The organism is Hyphomicrobium sp. 99 (genome assembly GCF_000384335.2).
GTDB lineage: Bacteria > Pseudomonadota > Alphaproteobacteria > Rhizobiales > Hyphomicrobiaceae > Hyphomicrobium_B.
This window is the reverse complement of record NZ_KQ031382.1, coordinates 3486971-3503787: the sequence shown is the minus strand read 5'-3', so window position 1 is coordinate 3503787 and position 16817 is coordinate 3486971. Positions and strand designations below refer to the sequence as shown.

13 protein-coding genes are annotated in these 16817 nt (G+C 60.4%); 7 read left to right on the top strand and 6 right to left on the bottom strand.

Going from position 1 to position 16817, the window contains the following annotated elements; all coding sequences use genetic code 11:
• Nucleotides 1-28 precede the first annotated feature (28 nt).
• Nucleotides 29-760: a tetratricopeptide repeat protein gene (locus G359_RS16925; RefSeq protein WP_045837076.1), complete on the top strand. Its 732-nt coding sequence runs from the start codon at nt 29-31 to the stop codon at nt 758-760.
• An 88-nt stretch (nt 761-848) separates the two neighbouring features.
• On the opposite strand, the gene pyk is transcribed toward G359_RS16925, so the two are convergent.
• The 3 genes from pyk to G359_RS16910 all read right to left on the bottom strand — a co-directional run bounded on the left by pyk (nt 849) and on the right by G359_RS16910 (nt 4104).
• Entirely contained in the window at nt 849-2294 is a 1446-nt protein-coding gene (gene pyk / locus G359_RS16920; protein ID WP_045837075.1) for a pyruvate kinase, read from the bottom strand.
• Nucleotides 2291-2719 carry a DUF1036 domain-containing protein gene (locus G359_RS16915; protein WP_052699513.1) on the bottom strand — a complete coding sequence of 143 codons (429 nt, stop codon included), beginning with the start codon at nt 2717-2719 and terminating at the stop codon, nt 2291-2293. The genes pyk and G359_RS16915 overlap by 4 nt, the downstream gene beginning before the upstream one ends.
• An 89-nt stretch (nt 2720-2808) precedes the next feature.
• On the bottom strand, nt 2809-4104 hold the full coding sequence (locus G359_RS16910) for a glycerate kinase type-2 family protein (RefSeq protein WP_045837073.1): 1296 nt from the start codon (nt 4102-4104) through the stop codon (nt 2809-2811).
• Nucleotides 4105-4306: 202 nt separating this feature from the next.
• On the opposite strand from G359_RS16910, the gene G359_RS16905 reads away from it, so the two are divergent.
• From G359_RS16905 to G359_RS16895, 3 genes are all read left to right on the top strand, one after another.
• Nucleotides 4307-4615, top strand: a complete 309-nt coding sequence (locus G359_RS16905) for a DUF1244 domain-containing protein (protein WP_045838153.1) — start codon at nt 4307-4309, stop codon at nt 4613-4615.
• Nucleotides 4616-4895: 280 nt separating this feature from the next.
• The gene (locus G359_RS16900) at nt 4896-5189 is read left to right on the top strand and encodes a DUF2312 domain-containing protein (RefSeq protein ID WP_045837072.1); all 294 of its coding nucleotides are present in this window, start codon (nt 4896-4898) and stop codon (nt 5187-5189) included.
• Nucleotides 5190-5429: 240 nt separating this feature from the next.
• On the top strand, nt 5430-6359 hold the full coding sequence (locus G359_RS16895) for a LysR substrate-binding domain-containing protein (protein ID WP_045837071.1): 930 nt from the start codon (nt 5430-5432) through the stop codon (nt 6357-6359).
• Between the two features lie 4 nt (nt 6360-6363).
• Here the strand turns inward: G359_RS16895 and G359_RS16890 are convergent, their stop codons facing one another.
• The 3 genes from G359_RS16890 to G359_RS16875 form a co-directional block, all read right to left on the bottom strand.
• A complete protein-coding gene (locus tag G359_RS16890; protein WP_045837070.1) occupies nt 6364-7917 on the bottom strand; it encodes a peptidoglycan L,D-endopeptidase MepK in 1554 nt (517 codons plus the stop codon).
• A gap of 214 nt (nt 7918-8131) precedes the next feature.
• Entirely contained in the window at nt 8132-10231 is a 2100-nt protein-coding gene (locus tag G359_RS16885) for a L,D-transpeptidase family protein (RefSeq protein ID WP_045837069.1), read from the bottom strand.
• Between the two features lie 428 nt (nt 10232-10659).
• On the bottom strand, nt 10660-12171 hold the full coding sequence (locus tag G359_RS16875) for a sigma-54-dependent transcriptional regulator (RefSeq protein ID WP_045837067.1): 1512 nt from the start codon (nt 12169-12171) through the stop codon (nt 10660-10662).
• Between the two features lie 342 nt (nt 12172-12513).
• On the opposite strand from G359_RS16875, the gene G359_RS16870 reads away from it, so the two are divergent.
• The 3 genes from G359_RS16870 (at nt 12514) to G359_RS16860 (ending at nt 16777) form a co-directional block, all read left to right on the top strand.
• Nucleotides 12514-14361: a M3 family oligoendopeptidase gene (locus tag G359_RS16870; protein WP_045837066.1), complete on the top strand. Its 1848-nt coding sequence runs from the start codon at nt 12514-12516 to the stop codon at nt 14359-14361.
• A gap of 194 nt (nt 14362-14555) precedes the next feature.
• On the top strand, nt 14556-16472 hold the full coding sequence (locus tag G359_RS16865) for a potassium transporter Kup (protein WP_045837065.1): 1917 nt from the start codon (nt 14556-14558) through the stop codon (nt 16470-16472).
• A 161-nt stretch (nt 16473-16633) separates the two neighbouring features.
• Nucleotides 16634-16777, top strand: coding sequence for an aa3-type cytochrome c oxidase subunit IV (locus G359_RS16860; RefSeq protein ID WP_045837064.1), 144 nt, complete (start codon nt 16634-16636; stop codon nt 16775-16777).
• Nucleotides 16778-16817: the final 40 nt, after the last annotated feature.

Sequence of the window (16817 nt, the reverse complement as noted above, 5' to 3'; positions counted from 1 at the left end):
AAACGCATGCCTCGATTAACTTCGGGGCATGTCTTTTTGCGCGCGGCTTCTTCTCATACTCCTGGCACTCTCGGCCGGCGCGGCTCAGGCCGCAGCCGACGATGAGCTTTTAAAGACTCGGCCCTTCCCCGATACGCCGTCGCCTGCGCGTCCGAGGCAGGAGCTGCCGCCGGCTGTCAAGAAGTCGCCTCCGGTCGCGCCGTCGCCCGGTGCAGCTCAGCAGCAAAAGGGCGAGCCGGGCATGATGGGCTTGCCTTGGCCGAAGACACCGGAAGAAACGGCCAAGACGCTCGACAATCTTTATGCCTACCTCGCGACCGAGGGTGACCACCGCCAAGGCGGCGAAATCGGTGCGGCCATCGAAAGGCTATGGCGTCTCGAAGGCGGCGATACCGTTAATCTCCTGATCGATCGGGCTGAGATTTTCTCATCTCGGAATGAGAACGAGAAGGCGCTGCCGTTTCTGGATGCCGCTGTCGAGCTGGCGCCTGAGTATGCGGAAGCGTGGAGCCATCGCGCCTACGTCGAATATCGGCTGAATAATTACACTGCGGCGCTCGGCGATCTGAGGCGTGCGCTCGCGATCGAGCCCAACCACTTCCGGGCGCTCGATGGCATGGCAAAGATCCTCGTGCTGATGGGCGAAAAGAAAGCGGCGCTCGAGGTCTACGATCAGCTTCTCAAGGTGCACCCGAACATCGAGGGTGCCGCGACTGCGCGCGACAAGCTCAAAAAAGAAGTCGAGGGGCAGGGGATTTAAGGCGAAGGCGAGTCCGCGTTCGCTGCACGATGGATCCTCGGGACAAGCCCGAGGATGACAACTCAGAGATCAAAAGCTCACGCTCGACTCAGACCTCTTCCGCGATCGGGGCGCCGGATTCGTCGACGAAGGCGATGCGGATCATGTTCGTTGCGCCGGGGCTGCCGAGCGGAATGCCGGCGGTGATGAGGATACCCTCGCGGGCCTTGACGAGGCCTTCCTCGAACGCGATGCGGCAGGCTTTGCGGACCATGTGCGAGAGGTTTTCCGGATCGCCCGTCAGGATCGTGTGCACGCCCCAAACCATAGCCAAGCGGCGTGCCGTCGATTCGATCGGGGTGAGGCCGATCACGGGAATGCCGGGACGTTCGCGGGTTACGCGGAGCACTGTCGAGCCGGTCGCCGTGTAGCAGACGATGGCGCCGAGGCGCACGGTGTCGGCGATGGCGGAAGCGGCTGCGGCGATGGCGTCGGCGCCGGTCGGCTGAGGCTCCGTCTGCGTCGCATAGAGCATCGGCTCATAGACCGGATCTTGCTCAACCTGGATTGCGATCTTGTCCATCATCTGGATGGCTTCGACGGGATATTGGCCCACCGCGCTTTCGGCTGACAGCATGATGGCGTCGGCGCCGTCGAAGACGGCGGTGGCGACGTCTGAAACTTCAGCACGCGTCGGCATGGGCGAGGAAATCATGCTCTCCAGCATCTGCGTCGCGACGACGACGGGCTTGCCGGCTGCGCGTGACAAACGCGTGATGCGCTTCTGGAGACCAGGAACCTTCTCGACGGGCATTTCGACGCCCAGATCGCCGCGGGCGACCATGATGCCGTCGGACGCCGCGATGACCTCCTCGAGCTGGGCAACCGCCGAGGGCTTCTCGATCTTCGACATGATCGCCGCGCGCGTACCGATCAGCTTTCGGACCTCGTGGACGTCTTCGGCGCGCTGGACAAACGACAGCGCAACCCAATCGACGCCGAGTTTCAGCGCGTGGGCGAGATCGAGTTTGTCCTTCTCGGTGAGCGGACTGATGGGCAGCAGCGTATCGGGCATGGAGATGCCCTTGCGGCTCGCGAGCATTCCGCCGGTCAAGACTTCCGCCTTGATCTGCACGGGTGATTTATCGATGACGCGCATCCGCAACTTGCCATCGTCGAGGACCAGCATGTGGCCCGGTTCGATCGCGTCGAATATCTGGCTGTGGGGCAGGTGAACGCGTTCTTCGGTGCCGAGCGTCTCGTCACGATCGAACTTGAAGATCGATTTCGTGGCCACGTTCACGCGACCGGTTGCGAAATTGCCGATGCGGAATTTCGGGCCCTGAAGATCGGCGAGGATGCCGATCGAATGGCGGTGGCGCGCCGCGCACGCACGGACAGCGTTATAGAGCGTCTTCGAACCGTCGTGTGTCGAGTGGCTCATGTTGATGCGGAAAACGTCCACGCCCGCAATGAACAACCGCTCGATCATTTCCGGTGCAGCAGACGCGGGTCCGAGCGTCGCTACAATTTTGACCCGCCTGTTACGTCTCATTTGTCTGCTTTTCCTTGCCCGGGATCAGTGAGGCGGATGGTCCACTCTTTCGCCTCGCCGGTGTCTACTTCAAAAAAACCCGTGCGCTTATATCCACGTTTCGCGCAATCCTGAACCCCCCTGATAGCGAAGGATTTTTCAGTCGTGCACATGTCGTTTTTGCCGCCCCATTCGCCGCCGCGGTCATAATCAACGGCGTGAACGTAAACAAAGCGACTCGGTAGCCCACCTTTGAGAAGGGTTTCGCAGGTCTGCGAAGCTATGTTCCACCAGCCCTCCGTCGCCCAGCCCGATGAGTCTTGATATCCGATTGCGACGCCGACCCTGCTCGAGGTGGCATTGCATAATTTCAAGTCGGCGTGCGCTGCGGTCGCGTAGAGGAAAAAGCCCAGGACGAGAGCAAAGTTCCGTCGAAGCGCGGGCAGGCGGAAGCGGGGTTGCAAGTCAGAACCTCCGGTCTCGAAGGGGAGAATTCCGGTCGTTACCCCGATCCTTCGCCGATGTCGTTTGCGCTTTACGGGTCAACGAGGATGACCCGGAAATCGTTGACGTTGGTTTGGGTTGGGCCACAAAGGATAAGGTCGCCAAGCGAGCGGAAGAATGCCGTGGAGTCGTTGTTCTCCAGGAACTTGGCGGCATTGAGATTGGCAGCTTCGGCGCGTTTCAGCGTATCGGGAAATACCAATGCGCCCGCCGGATCGCCCGCGTGACCGCCGCCGCCATCGATACCGTCCGTATCGCCGGCAAGTCCGGCAATTCCCGGGGTTCCGTTGAGGGCCAACGCGAGACCGAGGGCGTATTCCTGATTCGGGCCGCCTGAGCCGTCGCCGCGAACGGTGACCGTCAATTCGCCGCCCGACATGATCGCGATTTTTTCGTGCTTGCGCTTGGCTTCGAGCGCCATTTCCGCGTGAGTGCGCGCGACGTCGCGTGCTTCGCCTTCGAGATCGTCTCCGAGCGAAACAACACGATAACCAAGATCACGGGCGATCTTCGCCGCGGCTTCGATAGACGCTCTCGGCGCTGCTACGATTTTGTAGGTCGAGTTCGCGAGTTTCGGATCGCCGGCCTTCAGCGTTTCATTGCGCGGGTCGGCAAGGGCTTTTGCAATTTCAGGCGACGGCGTGATTTTCCATTTCTCGAGGACAGCGCGTGCGTCGGCGAGCGTCGAGCGATCGGCGACGGTCGGGCCGGAGCCGATCTCGTCCGGGTTGTCGCCCGGCACGTCGGAAATCGCGAGTGTCAGGAGACGCGCCGGATAGACGGCGGCTGCGAGCTTGCCGCCTTTGACTTCGGAGAGATGCTTGCGGACGCAATTCATCTCGGAGATCGGCGCGCCGGATTTGAGAAGCTGCTTCGTCAGTGCCTGCTTGGCTTCGAAGCTGACGCCCTCGACGGGGGCCGCCCAGATGGCGGAGGCGCCGCCCGACAACAGGCAGAGGACGAGGTCATTCGGGCCTGCACTCTTGGCGAGCGCGATGGCGCGTTCGGCACCGATGATCGAGTTGGCATCGGGGACGGGGTGGCCGGCTTCCAGGATTTTGATGATCCCGGTCGGAAGGCCGAAGCCGTGCCGCGTGGAGATGAGCCCCGATATCTTGCTCTCTTGTCCGGTGGCAATGTAGTGCGCCTCGGCTGCGACGGCCATCGCGGCCGAGCCCTTGCCAGCGCCAATAATGATGATCCGGCCGCCTTCGGGGACGGGGGGAAGGTGTGACGGCAGGCAGACCGAGGGATGGGCTGTTCGATGCGCGGCTTCGAACAGCGTGCTCAAAGTCTCGCGAACGCCGCCGTTCGACCCGTCTGTCATCGTATCTCCCTGGCCAGTTGCCGGCTGTTTTGTGATTGTTGGTCTTGGTTTGCGCAAACGCCTCACGCCCGTCAAGGCATCAGAGGCCGCAGCCGGTCACCGGGTTTCGTATGGCGGGTTCCCGCGGGGCTTTTGGATGGCTGGCGGGGTGCTTATGTCGTATGGGCCTGTGGAAACGCCCCCAAGAAGCGAGGAACCGGAAATGAAGACATTCGATCCGCAGACGACAATCGAACTCGAGGCAGCCGTCTTTCGGCGCCTTGTCGAGCATTTGCAGTCGCGGACGGACGTCCAGAACATCGATATGATGAATCTGGCCGGGTTCTGCAGAAACTGCCTTTCGACCTGGATGTCGGACGCGGCCGAAGCCAAGGGGCTCGAGCTCTCCAAGGACGATGCCCGCGAAATCGTCTACGGCATGCCCTTCAAAGAGTGGAAGGCCAAATATCAGACCGATGCGCCCGCAGATAAGCAAGCGGCCTTCGAGCAAAACCGGCCGCGGGATCATTAAAATTGGCGCCGGCGACACGCGTTCCGCGCGCCGGCCGCCGGCGCGGGGAGCCGGGCGAGCTTTGGTTTTCGTCCGGCGAGTCTTTTGATGTCGTCCGGCGACTCCCCTGCGGGGAGCCGGCCGCCGGGCGAGGCCTCGCGGAAAAGCGAGTCGGACCGCGACATATACAACGTCAAGGCCCGGCTCGATATTATCCCTTTGGATAGCTTCGCTCGTCGCCTTGCTGCGGAGAGGATCGGCCGGTAGCGTCGGCTGGCACTTGAGATCAGTAGGAGCCTTCATGAGCACGCTTCAAGCCTCGGCGCAAAATCAGTTGCGCCAGTTCGTCGAACAGATCGAACGCTTGGAAGAGGAAAAGAAGCAGCTCGCGAGCGACATTCGCGACAAGTACACCGAGGCGAAATCGGTCGGCTTCGACGTCAAGGCACTGCGCCAGATCGTGCGGCTTCGCAAAAAGTCGAACGAGGAGCGGCAGGAAGAGGAAAGCATCCTCGAAGTCTACATGCACGCGCTTGGCATGCTCGACGCGCCCCCGGACACGTCCGTCGTCGATAAGATGATGGCCGCCGAGTAGGCTCGGGCTGCCATCTAGCTCAGGTGCGGTTGCCAAGCAGAGGCGTCTACAACATAAAACAACACCGCCCGACCCCATTCGGCGCTGGGACCCGGACGGTGCTGGCGATGACATCCTTACGGGTGTCGTCTATCTGCGCGCGGAAAAGTGATTGATCTCCACGCGCCGGTTTGTTCACGCTAGCGTTAGACTGTGATAAGGACAAATCGTGATTTCTTGTCCAATACATTAGTCTAGCTGATGGCCCACGTCACACTGAAGCAACTCCGGTATTTCGATGCTCTCGCTCGCGAGCAGCATTTTGGACGAGCGGCCGATGCCTGCGCGGTGACGCAGCCGGCGCTGTCGATGCAAATTCAGGATCTTGAAGCGTCGCTCGGCATTGCGCTCGTCGAGCGTACGCGCAACGGCATCAAGCTGACGCCGAAGGGCGAGGAAATCGCGATCCGGGCGCAGAGGTTGCTCAACGACGTGCGCAATCTCGTCGATTATGCGCAGCACGCAGGCGGCATACTTTCCGGTACGCTTCGCTTGGGTGTCATTCCCTCCGTTGCCCCCTATCTCCTGCCGCCGCTGTTGCCGCTGCTCAAAGCGAAGTATCCGGACCTCGAACTGCATGTCCGCGAAACGCAAACGCAGCCCCTGACGGACGAACTCGTCGAGGGCAAGCTGGATGTTCTGCTGCTCGCGTTGCCGATCAAGAATCCCGACCTCGAAACATTGTCGGTTTTCGAAGACCGGTTTTTGCTAGCTCTGCCGAAGACGCGGAAGCTTTCGGGCCGGGTTCGCGCCACGAAGGAGATGGTGGAGCACGACCGCCTATTGCTGCTCGAAGAGGGGCACTGCCTGCGCGATCAGGCGCTCACGTATTGCAGCCTGCAACAGGTCGACGACGTAAATACTTTCGGCGCATCGAGCCTATCGACGATCGTCGAGATGGTGTCGGCGGGATTTGGCATCACGCTGCTTCCCGAAATATGCCTTGGTGTCGAAGGCCGGAGCCGCGAGATCAAGATCATCCGCTTCGTCGATCCGGAGCCTTCGCGATCCATCGGGCTCGCATGGCGGCGGTCGAGCCCGCGCCGGGATGATTTTCTGGCGCTGGGTAAACTCGTTGCCGAAGCGGGGCAGGCCTCGTTGAAGCGAGGCGCTTTGGCGCTGCAGGCCTAGAAGATCAGCGCGCGCTGGTTTGAACGGCTCTGCTCTCGATCCCCGAAGGCATGCGGCTCTGTTCTATTTCCATCAATGCTTCCGCGTGGACCGCTTTGCCGCTGAACTGGTCGGATGAGACTGATTCCGCCAATTGCTGCCCAGTTCTGAATTTCATCGGCACGATACCGCCGACATCGTCCAAAACCTCGAGGGTCGCTGCGACGTCGGGCGCCTGCATTTCGGCGAGCGGCTGGTCTCGTGATGCCGGTTTGTCGCTCAGAAGCGGCGACAGCGGGAACGGTCGATAATCGAGTTCGTCGGGATGATCTTCGTCGAACTGCGGGGCCTGGGCCCACCCGTTGCCGAGGCTTGCCGGGTGCATGTCCGTGCCGACTGCGGGATCCAGGCTTGCAACTCGTGCGGCCGGAACAGGTGAAGCGGGCTGCCGGGTTTCAGCCAAAGCGACCGCCGCCAAGGCTTTCTGCGGACGGACGGCGGGCCGTGGGCCGCGAACCAGTTCGGGCACCGGCATTGTTGCGGCGGCTGTCACCAGGGCGTCGAGCTTGCCACGGTCGGCTTTCGAAGGGAGCGTGAAGTGCGACGAGCGATCGACGAGCTTCGGCGCGGAAACGAGCTGGGGCTTTGGATCAGCTTCGGTTTCAAGCGATGCAACTGCGGCTGGGGCGAACGGGCGCGGTGCCGCCAGAGCCGGATCGGGCTCGGCCGTCAGATTGACGTTTCGGCGCGTTGAGCCGTTGTCCGACGCGGGCGCCTGCTGTGCTGCATTCCCAAGTGACGCGACGACGTTCAGGCTCTTTTTCGGAGGGCTGAGTTCCAACGAGGCGACCATCGTTCGCGAGGTTCCGGGCGTGCGGCGATCATGGAAGAATTCGGCGACCTGCGTCGCGAGCTCGCGGAACTTGCTCTGTGCGGTCGTCACATCCGCCGGCGTGATGGGGCGGCCGTCGTCGGGCACGTATTTGGAGCGGCCGTTGGGAAAAAGCAGTGCGAGTTCCTGGCGCGGCATGCGCGGCCACATGCGGACGTTTGCCGTGTCGACGTGGACGAAGGGGACGCCCGAGGTCGGGTAATAGCCAACGCCGCCGCGTTCGCGGATCAACGCGGAGTAACGCATCTTTTTCAGCGGAATGTCCGGGAAGGTGATGTCGATCGCCTTGCCGGTGATGTGCTGGCTCTGCTTCGCCTGACCGCCGACGGTCCGGCGCAACATTTCGTTGGTGCCGGAAGAGCGGTATCCGCAGATGATATTGATGGGCTCTTTCGAGCCGAGTTCTTCGTGCATTTCCCACGCGATATCGATGGTTGCGGGGGCGATTTCCTTCACTTCGTTCTGCCGCCAATCGCGCATGATCCAATTGATCTGCTTCAGCGCTTCGGGAATGTATTGGCCATTCCGCTTATACGTGACGGTCAAACGCTCTTTGGTGTGGATGTGATAGAGCGAGATCGTGCGCTCTTCGGGTTGACCGGCCGCCGTCATATTGTCGGCGTGCAGGAACACGGAAACAGCAAGCGTCAACGCGCCTAGAACTAGGCCTGATCGGCTGAAGGCCACGAATCCCCCGTCCCTACTAAATCCCCGAGCCCGACTGGGGCTAAAAATGCTCGGCCATTAACGGTTAATCCCGAACCGTTAAGAGGCGGTAACTATCCTGTCTGAACATTTAAAGGGTTGGAAAGGGCGATAAAAAGGCCGGAATACTCAGGCAGTTAATAAGCGAAAGCCGGCCGATATGGATCGGCCGGCTGCGGAACATCAGTTGGCGGAGTTAAAAGCCGCCCAAAACCTGCTTGAAGAAGCCGCCGAGGCCCGGGTCATACTTCTTGCGGCCACGACTATCGCGTTCGTCGTAGCTGCCGAACAGCGAGCCGAAGCCGCCGTCGTTGCCCCAGCCGTCAGCCTGCGGAATGTCCTCTGGCGAGACTTTCTTTTCGTCGGCTTTCGCGATCTGGTTCCAGCGGCCCTGGAGCGCCAAATTGATCCGCTTCTCGTGGCCGTAGACATCGCCGTACGTCTGAACTTCGCCGTCGTCGGCGACCCAAGCGGTGAAATACGTGACGTGGACAGGGATCGGCTGATCGAGGCTGATTTCGTTTTCCTCGGGGCCTTTGGCGATGAGATTTTGCACCATCGCCGGGTCCCAGCCCTTGTCCTTGTTGAGGATGACTTCGGCAAGCTTCACCGGATTGCGGACGCGCATGCAGCCGTGGCTGAACGCACGCGTGCTTTCGTTGAAGAGGCTCTTGCTCGGCGTGTCGTGCAGATAGACGGCGTGCTTGTTCGGGAACAGGAATTTTACGACGCCGAGGGCATTACCACCGCCGGGCGGCTGATAGACGTTGAAGTTGCGAATGTCGTTGCTTCTCCAATCGACGCTATACGGATCCATCTTGCGGCCGTTGCGCTCGATCACGAGTCCCTGACGGCGCAGCGGATCACCGCCAGCTCTGAGACTTGGCAACAGCTCTTTGATCTTGATGGAATCCGGCACGCTCCAGCGCGGCTGCATGACGACGGTTCGCATCATCTCGGAGAAGATCGGCGATTGCGTATCGGGGCGGCCCGAGACGATACGCTCCTCGTGGATGACTTCGCCGTCCGAGATTACGCGGACTTTGAACTCGGGAATGTTGACCATGACGTAGTATTTGCCGAGGTCGTCCGGCATCCAGCGCCACTCTTCCATGTTGGCGAGGAGCTTTGCTTCGCTCAGGTCGTTTGATGCGTTGAGCGAGCGGCGCAGCGTCGACGTAATGGCCGGGTTGGCCGGATCGATGCCTTTGCTTTCCTTGTAGGCGACGACTGCGGCGGCGAGACCCTTGTCATAATAGGTGTCGTCGGCAGGCGTGCCGTCCTCTTTGGTCGTGGCGGCGGCAACCTTGAGGCGCTTTCGGAGGATCGCGATCTGTGCGTGGCTCGTGCCCGGCGTCAGCTTCGGGCCGTCCGGGATTTTCAGATCCTCTGCTTGTTTGGCGTTGGCACGCAGTGCGAGCAGCTTTTCACGCAGACGCACGAATTGCGGATGCTTCGGGTGAAGCTCGGTCAGATATTCGCCCTTGTCGGCAACCGTCGCCAGACTATCGATGACGGTTCTGCGGTCCAGAAGCACCGGCTTCCGATCGAGGTAGGTGCCGAGCTGGGACGACGGGTCAGGGATGCGATCGCCGCGCGCGTCGCGGGCGTATTCCATCGCTGACAGAGAGAGGCGCGTTTCGGCGACCGTCAGATCGTCGAGGCTGAATTCCCCATCGGCAGCTGGTTTCAGTTCGGGGATTTTGAAATCCGCCGAGCGGAGGCCCCAGCTGTCAGCATCATTGAGCGTGGCGATAAGATTCTTCGCGGCATCGTTGTAGCCGTGTTTGTTGACCCAGAGCGTGGAGCCCATGCGAGCGGTGTAGAACTGGATCAACACCTGGCGATCGGCCAAGTCGGTGCTGGCCAAGGCCTTTTTGGCGTTGTCCTGCAGGTAACGGGCGACGGGCAGATAGAGGAGGTCATTGGTCGGCGTAATCTCGCGGGCCGCCGTGTTCCCGGCAGGCGCGGCGGAAGCCGGGGCCGAAGCAGCCGCCGGAGCGTCCGCGGTATGTGTCGGGTCGGAGGCCTGTGCCGCAGCTGCCGGTTGCGAATGCACGGCCGGATCTTCGGAAGGTGCAGCCTGGCTCGAGGCCGACCCGTCCTGTGGTGGCGGGGTCTGCACCTGCATTGCAGTTTGCGGGTCGGAGCTGTCTCGATCAGGAGCCGGGAGGGCAGTCGAAGCGCCAGCGGCTTTATCGGTTTGGTCGTTGCTGGGTTCGACAGCCAAAGCTGCAGATACCGAGCCGGTGGCCAGCAACACCATGCCGACCGCCAGAAGTCTCGCGACACGCATAGAAATCTTCACCTCTTGTTACCGGCCTTAGATACGCGCCAGCATCGCGCCTTGCCAGTCAGATTGCGCGACATGGCTGTATTGCACAGCGCTGTGGCGAAACTGTTGCTGTTTCGTGCTCGAAGCGTAGGGTGGCCGTAGAATCGTCGCCCGTCCGACCGATGCGATTAACTAACAAAGTACGACGTGGAAAGTTGCAATTTGATTGAAGCCGATTGGGCCGCAGCGCCTTATTTTCAGGCCAGTATCTAAAAATGCAAAAGCCCCGGATGCAGCCGGGGCTCTTGCGTTCGAGGGCGAAGGGGCTCCGTCCTCTCACTAAAAAAATTCGAATTCAGGGCGACACCAAGGCAACAGCGACCCGAACGGCCGGCCAAAACCCGGCGTACGCAAACTCTGCGTACGCGCATTTGGTTCTGTCGCTTGGGCTAGTTGGTGCGGGGCTCTAATCCGTATTCCTGCATCTTCCGGTAGAGTGTCGACCGGCCGATGTTGAGCCGCTTGGCCACTTCCGTCATGTGTCCGCGATAACGGCCGAGGGCCAAGCGGATCATGTCGGCTTCGATGGCCTCGAGGGAGCGGATTTCGCCGTCCTCGGCGACTGCCTGGATACCGAGCGAGCTGCCGCCGGACGCGGGCGTCTTCATTTCGATCGTATGAGGGACGGTGTTCTCGGCGCCGAGCAGAGCGGGGCCCGTATAGGCCGGGGCTTTCTGTACGGTCGAGGGTGCCGCCGGAATCTCCGTCTCGAAGCCTTCGACGTGAGCTGCGATCTGCGGGAACTCAGCAACCGAAAGCTCGGGTCCGTCTGCGAGGACGACGGCGCGGAAGACTGCGTTCTCGAGCTGGCGGACGTTGCCGGGCCAGGAATACGCCTGAAGGAGCCTCATCGCGCGGTCGGAGATCGTTGCGACGCGCTTGCCTTCTTCGGCCGCGAAGCGCGCGAGGAAGTGGCGGGCAAGCTCAGGAATGTCTTCAATCCGTTCGCGCAGCGGCGGGATGAAAATCGGGAAGACGTTGAGGCGGTAGTAGAGGTCCTCGCGGAACTTGCCGTCCTTCACTTGCTGGATCATGTCGCGGTTGGTCGCGGAGATGAGACGGAAGTTCACCTTCACCGGACGCTTGGCGCCGACGGGGTCGATCTCGCCTTCCTGCAAGGCGCGGAGCAGTTTCACCTGGGCTTCGAGCGGAAGCTCGCCGACCTCATCGAGGAAGAGCGTGCCGCCGTCGGCTTCCTGGAATTTGCCGATACGTTTGTCGGTTGCGCCGGTGAAGGAGCCCTTTTCGTGGCCGAAAAGGATGCTTTCAATAAGGTTTTCGGGGATCGCGCCACAGTTCACGGTAATGAACGGCTTGCCGGCGCGATCGCTTTCGCCCTGGATGGCGCGCGCTATCAGCTCTTTGCCGACGCCGCTTTCGCCTTCGATCAGAACGGGAATGTTTGAAGCTGCGGCGCGCTTGCCGAGCGTGATGACGCGCTTCATCGCTTCGCCGCGGAGGACGAGGTCGCCGAACGTCAGCGTGCCATCGACCGTCTTCTTGATGCGGTTGATCTCTTCGGCGAGGGCTTCGATTTTGAGCGCGCTCTTGATGGATACATCAAGCCGTTCGGGCGATGCCGGTTTGACGACAAAATCAACGGCGCCGCGGCGCATCGCGTTGATTGCCGTCTCGATCGAACCGTGGGCTGTCTGGACGATAATCGGGGGCATGCCGGCGACGCGGCCGATGCGGTCGAGTACGGCCATGCCGTCCATGCCGGGCATGACTAGGTCGAGCAATACGAGGCCGATTTGCGAGTGCTCCGGACCTTCCAGGATCTGGATCGCTTGTTCGCCCGATCCGCAGGTTCTGGTCTCGAAGCCAAACCGTTTGATCGTTTCTTCAAGAATGCGACGCTGGGCAGGATCGTCGTCTACGATGAGAATACGCTTGGACATTGGCACGCAACTTTACTCTTACGGATACACCGGTCAGCTGCGGCGGGCGACGCTGGATTTGCTCCAGCTTCAAACACGCGGTGACCTAGAACTTACGCAACGGGTGGAAGATTGCCCGACAAGGGTAAATGTAAGGTTTCGAATTGGCACAATATTCTTCGCTCACAGGTAAGCGGCTGAACTGACCCGGAAGTTTTTTCTCCGGGACATTGAACCGGCAGTTTTTTACCGCTCGCAGCGCTGGTCCAGTTTTGCACGATCCCACATCACCGGCCGCGAATTTCAATCTTTGGCTCGGCTGTGGTAAGCCACGGCGAAAACCATCGTTTGTGAAGGACCCCCATGCGCGCCAAGTCTTTTTCGGACATCAACTTTGCCTCCGACGCCGCACTTTCGCAGTCGTCCGCCGATCAGCCGCTCGGAACGATGCCTGAATGGGATTTGAGCGACCTTTATGCTGGTCCCGATGACCCTAAAATTCAGCGCGATCTCAAAGAAGCCGCTGCCGAGGCAACGCGTATCAAGGCTGCTTACCAGGGGCGTCTCGCCGAACTTGCGAAGGACGGCGGCAAGCTCATCGAGCCTATCAAGGATTACGAGAAGCTCGCCGATCTCGCGGGCAAGCTCGGGTCGTATTCGGGGCTCTACTATGTCTTGAACCAGACGGACCCCGTTCGGGCCAAATTCAACGCCGACATCTCGGAAGCCCTGACGAAGATTTATACCGATCTCATCTTCTTCGAGCTCGAGCTCAACCAGATCGATGACGCCGTCATCGATGAAGCGCTGAAGCACGAGAGCATCAAGCGGTACAAGCCGTGGTTCGAGGATCTCCGGAAAGAAAAGCCGCATCAGCTCGATGAGCGGATCGAAACGCTTTTCACCGAGAAGTCGCAGACGAGCCGCGCTGCCTGGAACCGGTTGTTCGACGAGACGATGTCGTCGCTCAAGTTCGTCGTGAAAGGCCACAAGGAACCGCTGTCGCTGGAGCCGACGCTGAACTTCCTGTCCGATCCGGATGAGAAGAAGCGCAAGGCCGCGTCGGAAGCGTTGTCCAAGGTTTTCACGGCCAATCTGCCGCTTTTCACGCGCATTACGAACACGCTGGCGAAGGACAAGGAAATTTCCGACCGCTGGCACAACTTCAAAGACGTCGCAGACAGCCGCAATCTTGCAAACCGGGTTGAAGGCCCGGTGGTCGACGCGCTCGTTTCAAGCGTTCGGGCGGCCTATCCGCTGCTTTCGCACCGCTACTATGCGATGAAGGCGAAGTGGCTCGGCAAGAAGAAGCTCGCGTCATGGGACCGGAACGCCCCGCTACCCGACAAGCCGGAGCGGATGATTTCATGGCCTGAAGCCGAGCAGATTGTGCTGCGCGCGTACCACGGGTTTGCGCCGGAGATGGCGACGATCGCCAAGCAGTTCTTCGATAAGAACTGGATCGATGCTCCCGTGCGGCCCGGCAAGGCGCCTGGCGCATTCTCGGCGTCCACAGTGCCGTCGGTGCATCCCTATGTGATGATGAATTATCTGGGCAAGCCGCGGGACGTGATGACTCTTGCGCATGAACTGGGGCACGGCGTGCATCAGTGGCTGGCGCGCGACCAGGGCCCGCTTCTCGCTCCGACGCCGTTGACGCTTGCCGAAACCGCCTCGGTATTCGGCGAGATGCTGACGTTCAACTCGATCATTTCTGAGACCAAGGACCCGCGCGAGAAGAAGGCCATGCTCGCCGGCAAGGTTGAGGATATGCTCAACACGGTCGTTCGTCAGATCGCGTTCTACACGTTCGAGCGCAAGGTTCACGAAGCGCGCCGCGAGGGCGAACTCACATCCGACCAGATCAACAAAATGTGGCTGGAAGTTCAGGCGGAAAGTCTCGGGCCGTCCATCGATCTGAAGCCCGGATATGAAGTCTTCTGGACTTACATCCCGCACTTCATCCATTCGCCATTCTACGTCTATGCCTACGCTTTCGGCGATTGTTTGGTGAATTCGCTATATGGCCTTTATTCTGAAGCACACCCTGAGTTCGTTCAGAAATATTTCAACCTCTTGAAAGCGGGCGGGTCGAAACACCATTCCGAGCTGCTCGCTCCGTTCGGTCTCGATGCCCGCGATCCGGAGTTCTGGAACAAGGGGCTCAAGGTTATCGAAGGCATGATCGACGAGCTGGAAAAAATCGACTGAGGACTGTGAAAATCATCCCCGGAAATCCTAGGCAGGACGGTGCAACGAATCCTTTGGCGATGCATTGTCAAGCCTAGGAAGGGCGTTTAACAGCGCTCGGCGGCCAATTTGCCGCTTTCCAACGGCATGACGTGAGAGTAGAAGCCCGCCACTTTGCTGCTATGCAGCCTTTTAAATAAGGTCGAGGTGCCTGCATGGCACAAGCGCCCGCTTCTGTTCAGGCCGCCGCCGACCTTGGCGCCGGAGAGGGGCATCACAGTAAGAACGTCTGGGCATTGGCTATCGGCTCAGTGGGTGTCGTCTTTGGCGATATCGGTACGAGCCCGCTTTATGCGTTCAAGGAAGCTATAACTGCGGCTGCCCATCGTGGGCTGACGACGGCAGAAGCGGCGCTCGGCGTGCTGTCGTTGATATTCTGGGCGATGACTCTCGTCGTCACCATCAAATACGTGCTGCTGTTGCTACGCGCCGACAACAAGGGCGAAGGCGGCATGTTCGCGCTGATGGCGCTGGGGCAGACGGTGGCACGGCGCAGCGCTCCGCTGCTCGGAGCGCTCGGGATTGCAGGCGCGTCGTTCTTCTACGGCGATGCCGTCATCACGCCTGCCATTTCCGTGCTCTCGGCCGTCGAGGGACTGAAACTCATCGCGCCGCAGTTCGAGCGGGCCGTTATTCCGGTCGCCCTTCTGGTGCTGGCTCTTCTGTTCTGGATGCAATCGCGCGGCACCGATCGGGTCGCGCGATTTTTCGGGCCGGTGATGGTGGTTTGGTTCGTCGTGCTCGGGCTCGGTGGCCTCGCACACATCGCGGACAATCTGCACGTCCTTCTCGCCTTGAATCCGGTCTACGGAATGACGTTCGTCTACCACCACGGGTTCTTGGGGCTGACGGTGATGGGCCTCGTGTTTCTGGCCTGTACGGGCGCGGAGGCGCTCTATGCCGATCTCGGGCATTTCGGCCGTCGTCCGATTACAGCGTCGTGGATCTACTTCGTCATGCCGGCGCTGGTTCTGAACTACTTCGGGCAGGGCGCGCTCGTCATGAACGACGCGAACGCGATCGAAAATCCGTTCTACCGGCTCTACCCGGATTTCATGCTGATCCCGATGCTGATCCTTTCGACGTTCGCAACGGTGATTGCCAGCCAGGCCGTGATTACGGGCGCATTTTCACTCACCCGGCAGGCCATTCAGCTCGGTCTCGTTCCCCGCTTCGAAATCCGGCATACGTCCGAAAGCATGGCCGGGCAGATCTACATGCCGAGGGTCAACTGGATCCTGTTCATCGCCGTTCTTGTCGCGATTTTCGCGTTCCGCACTTCGTCCAATCTGGCGGCGGCCTATGGCGTGTCGGTTACGGCCGCGATGGTCATCGATACGCTGATGGCGTTCTTCGTTATCTGGAAGTGCTGGAACTGGCCGCTCTGGCGGGTGGCACTGATCGTCATTCCGCTACTTTTGATCGAGCAGGCGTTCTTCTCCGCCAACATTCTGAAGCTGTTCGAAGGTGGCTGGGTGCCGCTGGCTGTTGCCTGCATGCTGGCGATGATCATGTTCACATGGGTTCGCGGAACGCGGGTTCTCGCCAAGGTCACGAAGCGCAATGAAGCCGATCTCGATTGGCTCGTGCGCAAGCTCGAGGCGAAGCCTCCGCATCGCGTTTCGGGTACGGCCGTGTTCCTCACCGGCGATCCTTATGCTGCGCCGACGTCTATGATGCACAACCTGAAGCACAACCGGATCATGCATGAGCGCAACATTCTGCTCTCGATCCGGACGGTGGAGACGCCTCGTGTCGCGCGGCACGAACGGCTGACGATCGAGCGGATTTCGGATCACTTCATCCGCATCATCGCGCGGTACGGCTTCATGGAAACGCCGAGCGTGCCGAAGATTCTCGAGCACGCGCGCCGGAAAGACTGCAACATCGATATCGGCTCGACATCGTTCTTCCTGTCGCGGCGGTCGTTGCGGATGACGTCCAAATCCGAGCTGCCGCGCTGGCAGGAGCGACTGTTCATCGCCCTTGCCGGTAGCGCCGAGGACGCGACGACCTACTTCCAGATTCCGACCGATCGAGTCGTCGAGGTCGGCACGCAAGTAGCGATCTAGCCGCCTATCCGGTTCCTTTGGACTTGGTCGCGTGACGACCCTCTGATGGACGCTTGATCCGATGTCCAAGGCCGAAAAACCGCGACAGCTTGAAGCTCGCCACAATCTGATATACCAAGCAAGAAAGAAACGATTTCCAACCGGCCTAGGGGAGTGAAGCCTTGAGCATCGATACATCCAAAGGTAGTCCGTCGATGGACTACGCGCAGCATGTCGAGACGTACGAGACGTTTCTGCGTCTGACGAAGTACGGCATCGTTTTCGTGGTCGTCATCCTTGCCGGCATGAAGTTCTTTTTGGCCTGATGTCTGAGACACCGGACACAACAGGCAAAAAGAAAACAGG

Bases quoted from the DNA above. Each gene is read 5' to 3' on its own strand.
- G359_RS16895 (WP_045837071.1), top strand. From the start codon at position 5,430: ATGGCCCACGTCACACTGAAGCAACTCCGGTATTTCGATGCTCTCGCT.
- G359_RS16925 (WP_045837076.1), top strand. From the start codon at position 29: ATGTCTTTTTGCGCGCGGCTTCTTCTCATACTCCTGGCACTCTCGGCC.
- G359_RS16900 (WP_045837072.1), top strand. From the start codon at position 4,896: ATGAGCACGCTTCAAGCCTCGGCGCAAAATCAGTTGCGCCAGTTCGTC.
- G359_RS16905 (WP_045838153.1), top strand. From the start codon at position 4,307: ATGAAGACATTCGATCCGCAGACGACAATCGAACTCGAGGCAGCCGTC.
- G359_RS16885 (WP_045837069.1), bottom strand. From the start codon at position 10,231: ATGCGTGTCGCGAGACTTCTGGCGGTCGGCATGGTGTTGCTGGCCACC.
- pyk (WP_045837075.1), bottom strand. From the start codon at position 2,294: ATGAGACGTAACAGGCGGGTCAAAATTGTAGCGACGCTCGGACCCGCG.
- G359_RS16875 (WP_045837067.1), bottom strand. From the start codon at position 12,171: ATGTCCAAGCGTATTCTCATCGTAGACGACGATCCTGCCCAGCGTCGC.
- G359_RS16910 (WP_045837073.1), bottom strand. From the start codon at position 4,104: ATGACAGACGGGTCGAACGGCGGCGTTCGCGAGACTTTGAGCACGCTG.
- G359_RS16870 (WP_045837066.1), top strand. From the start codon at position 12,514: ATGCGCGCCAAGTCTTTTTCGGACATCAACTTTGCCTCCGACGCCGCA.
- G359_RS16865 (WP_045837065.1), top strand. From the start codon at position 14,556: ATGGCACAAGCGCCCGCTTCTGTTCAGGCCGCCGCCGACCTTGGCGCC.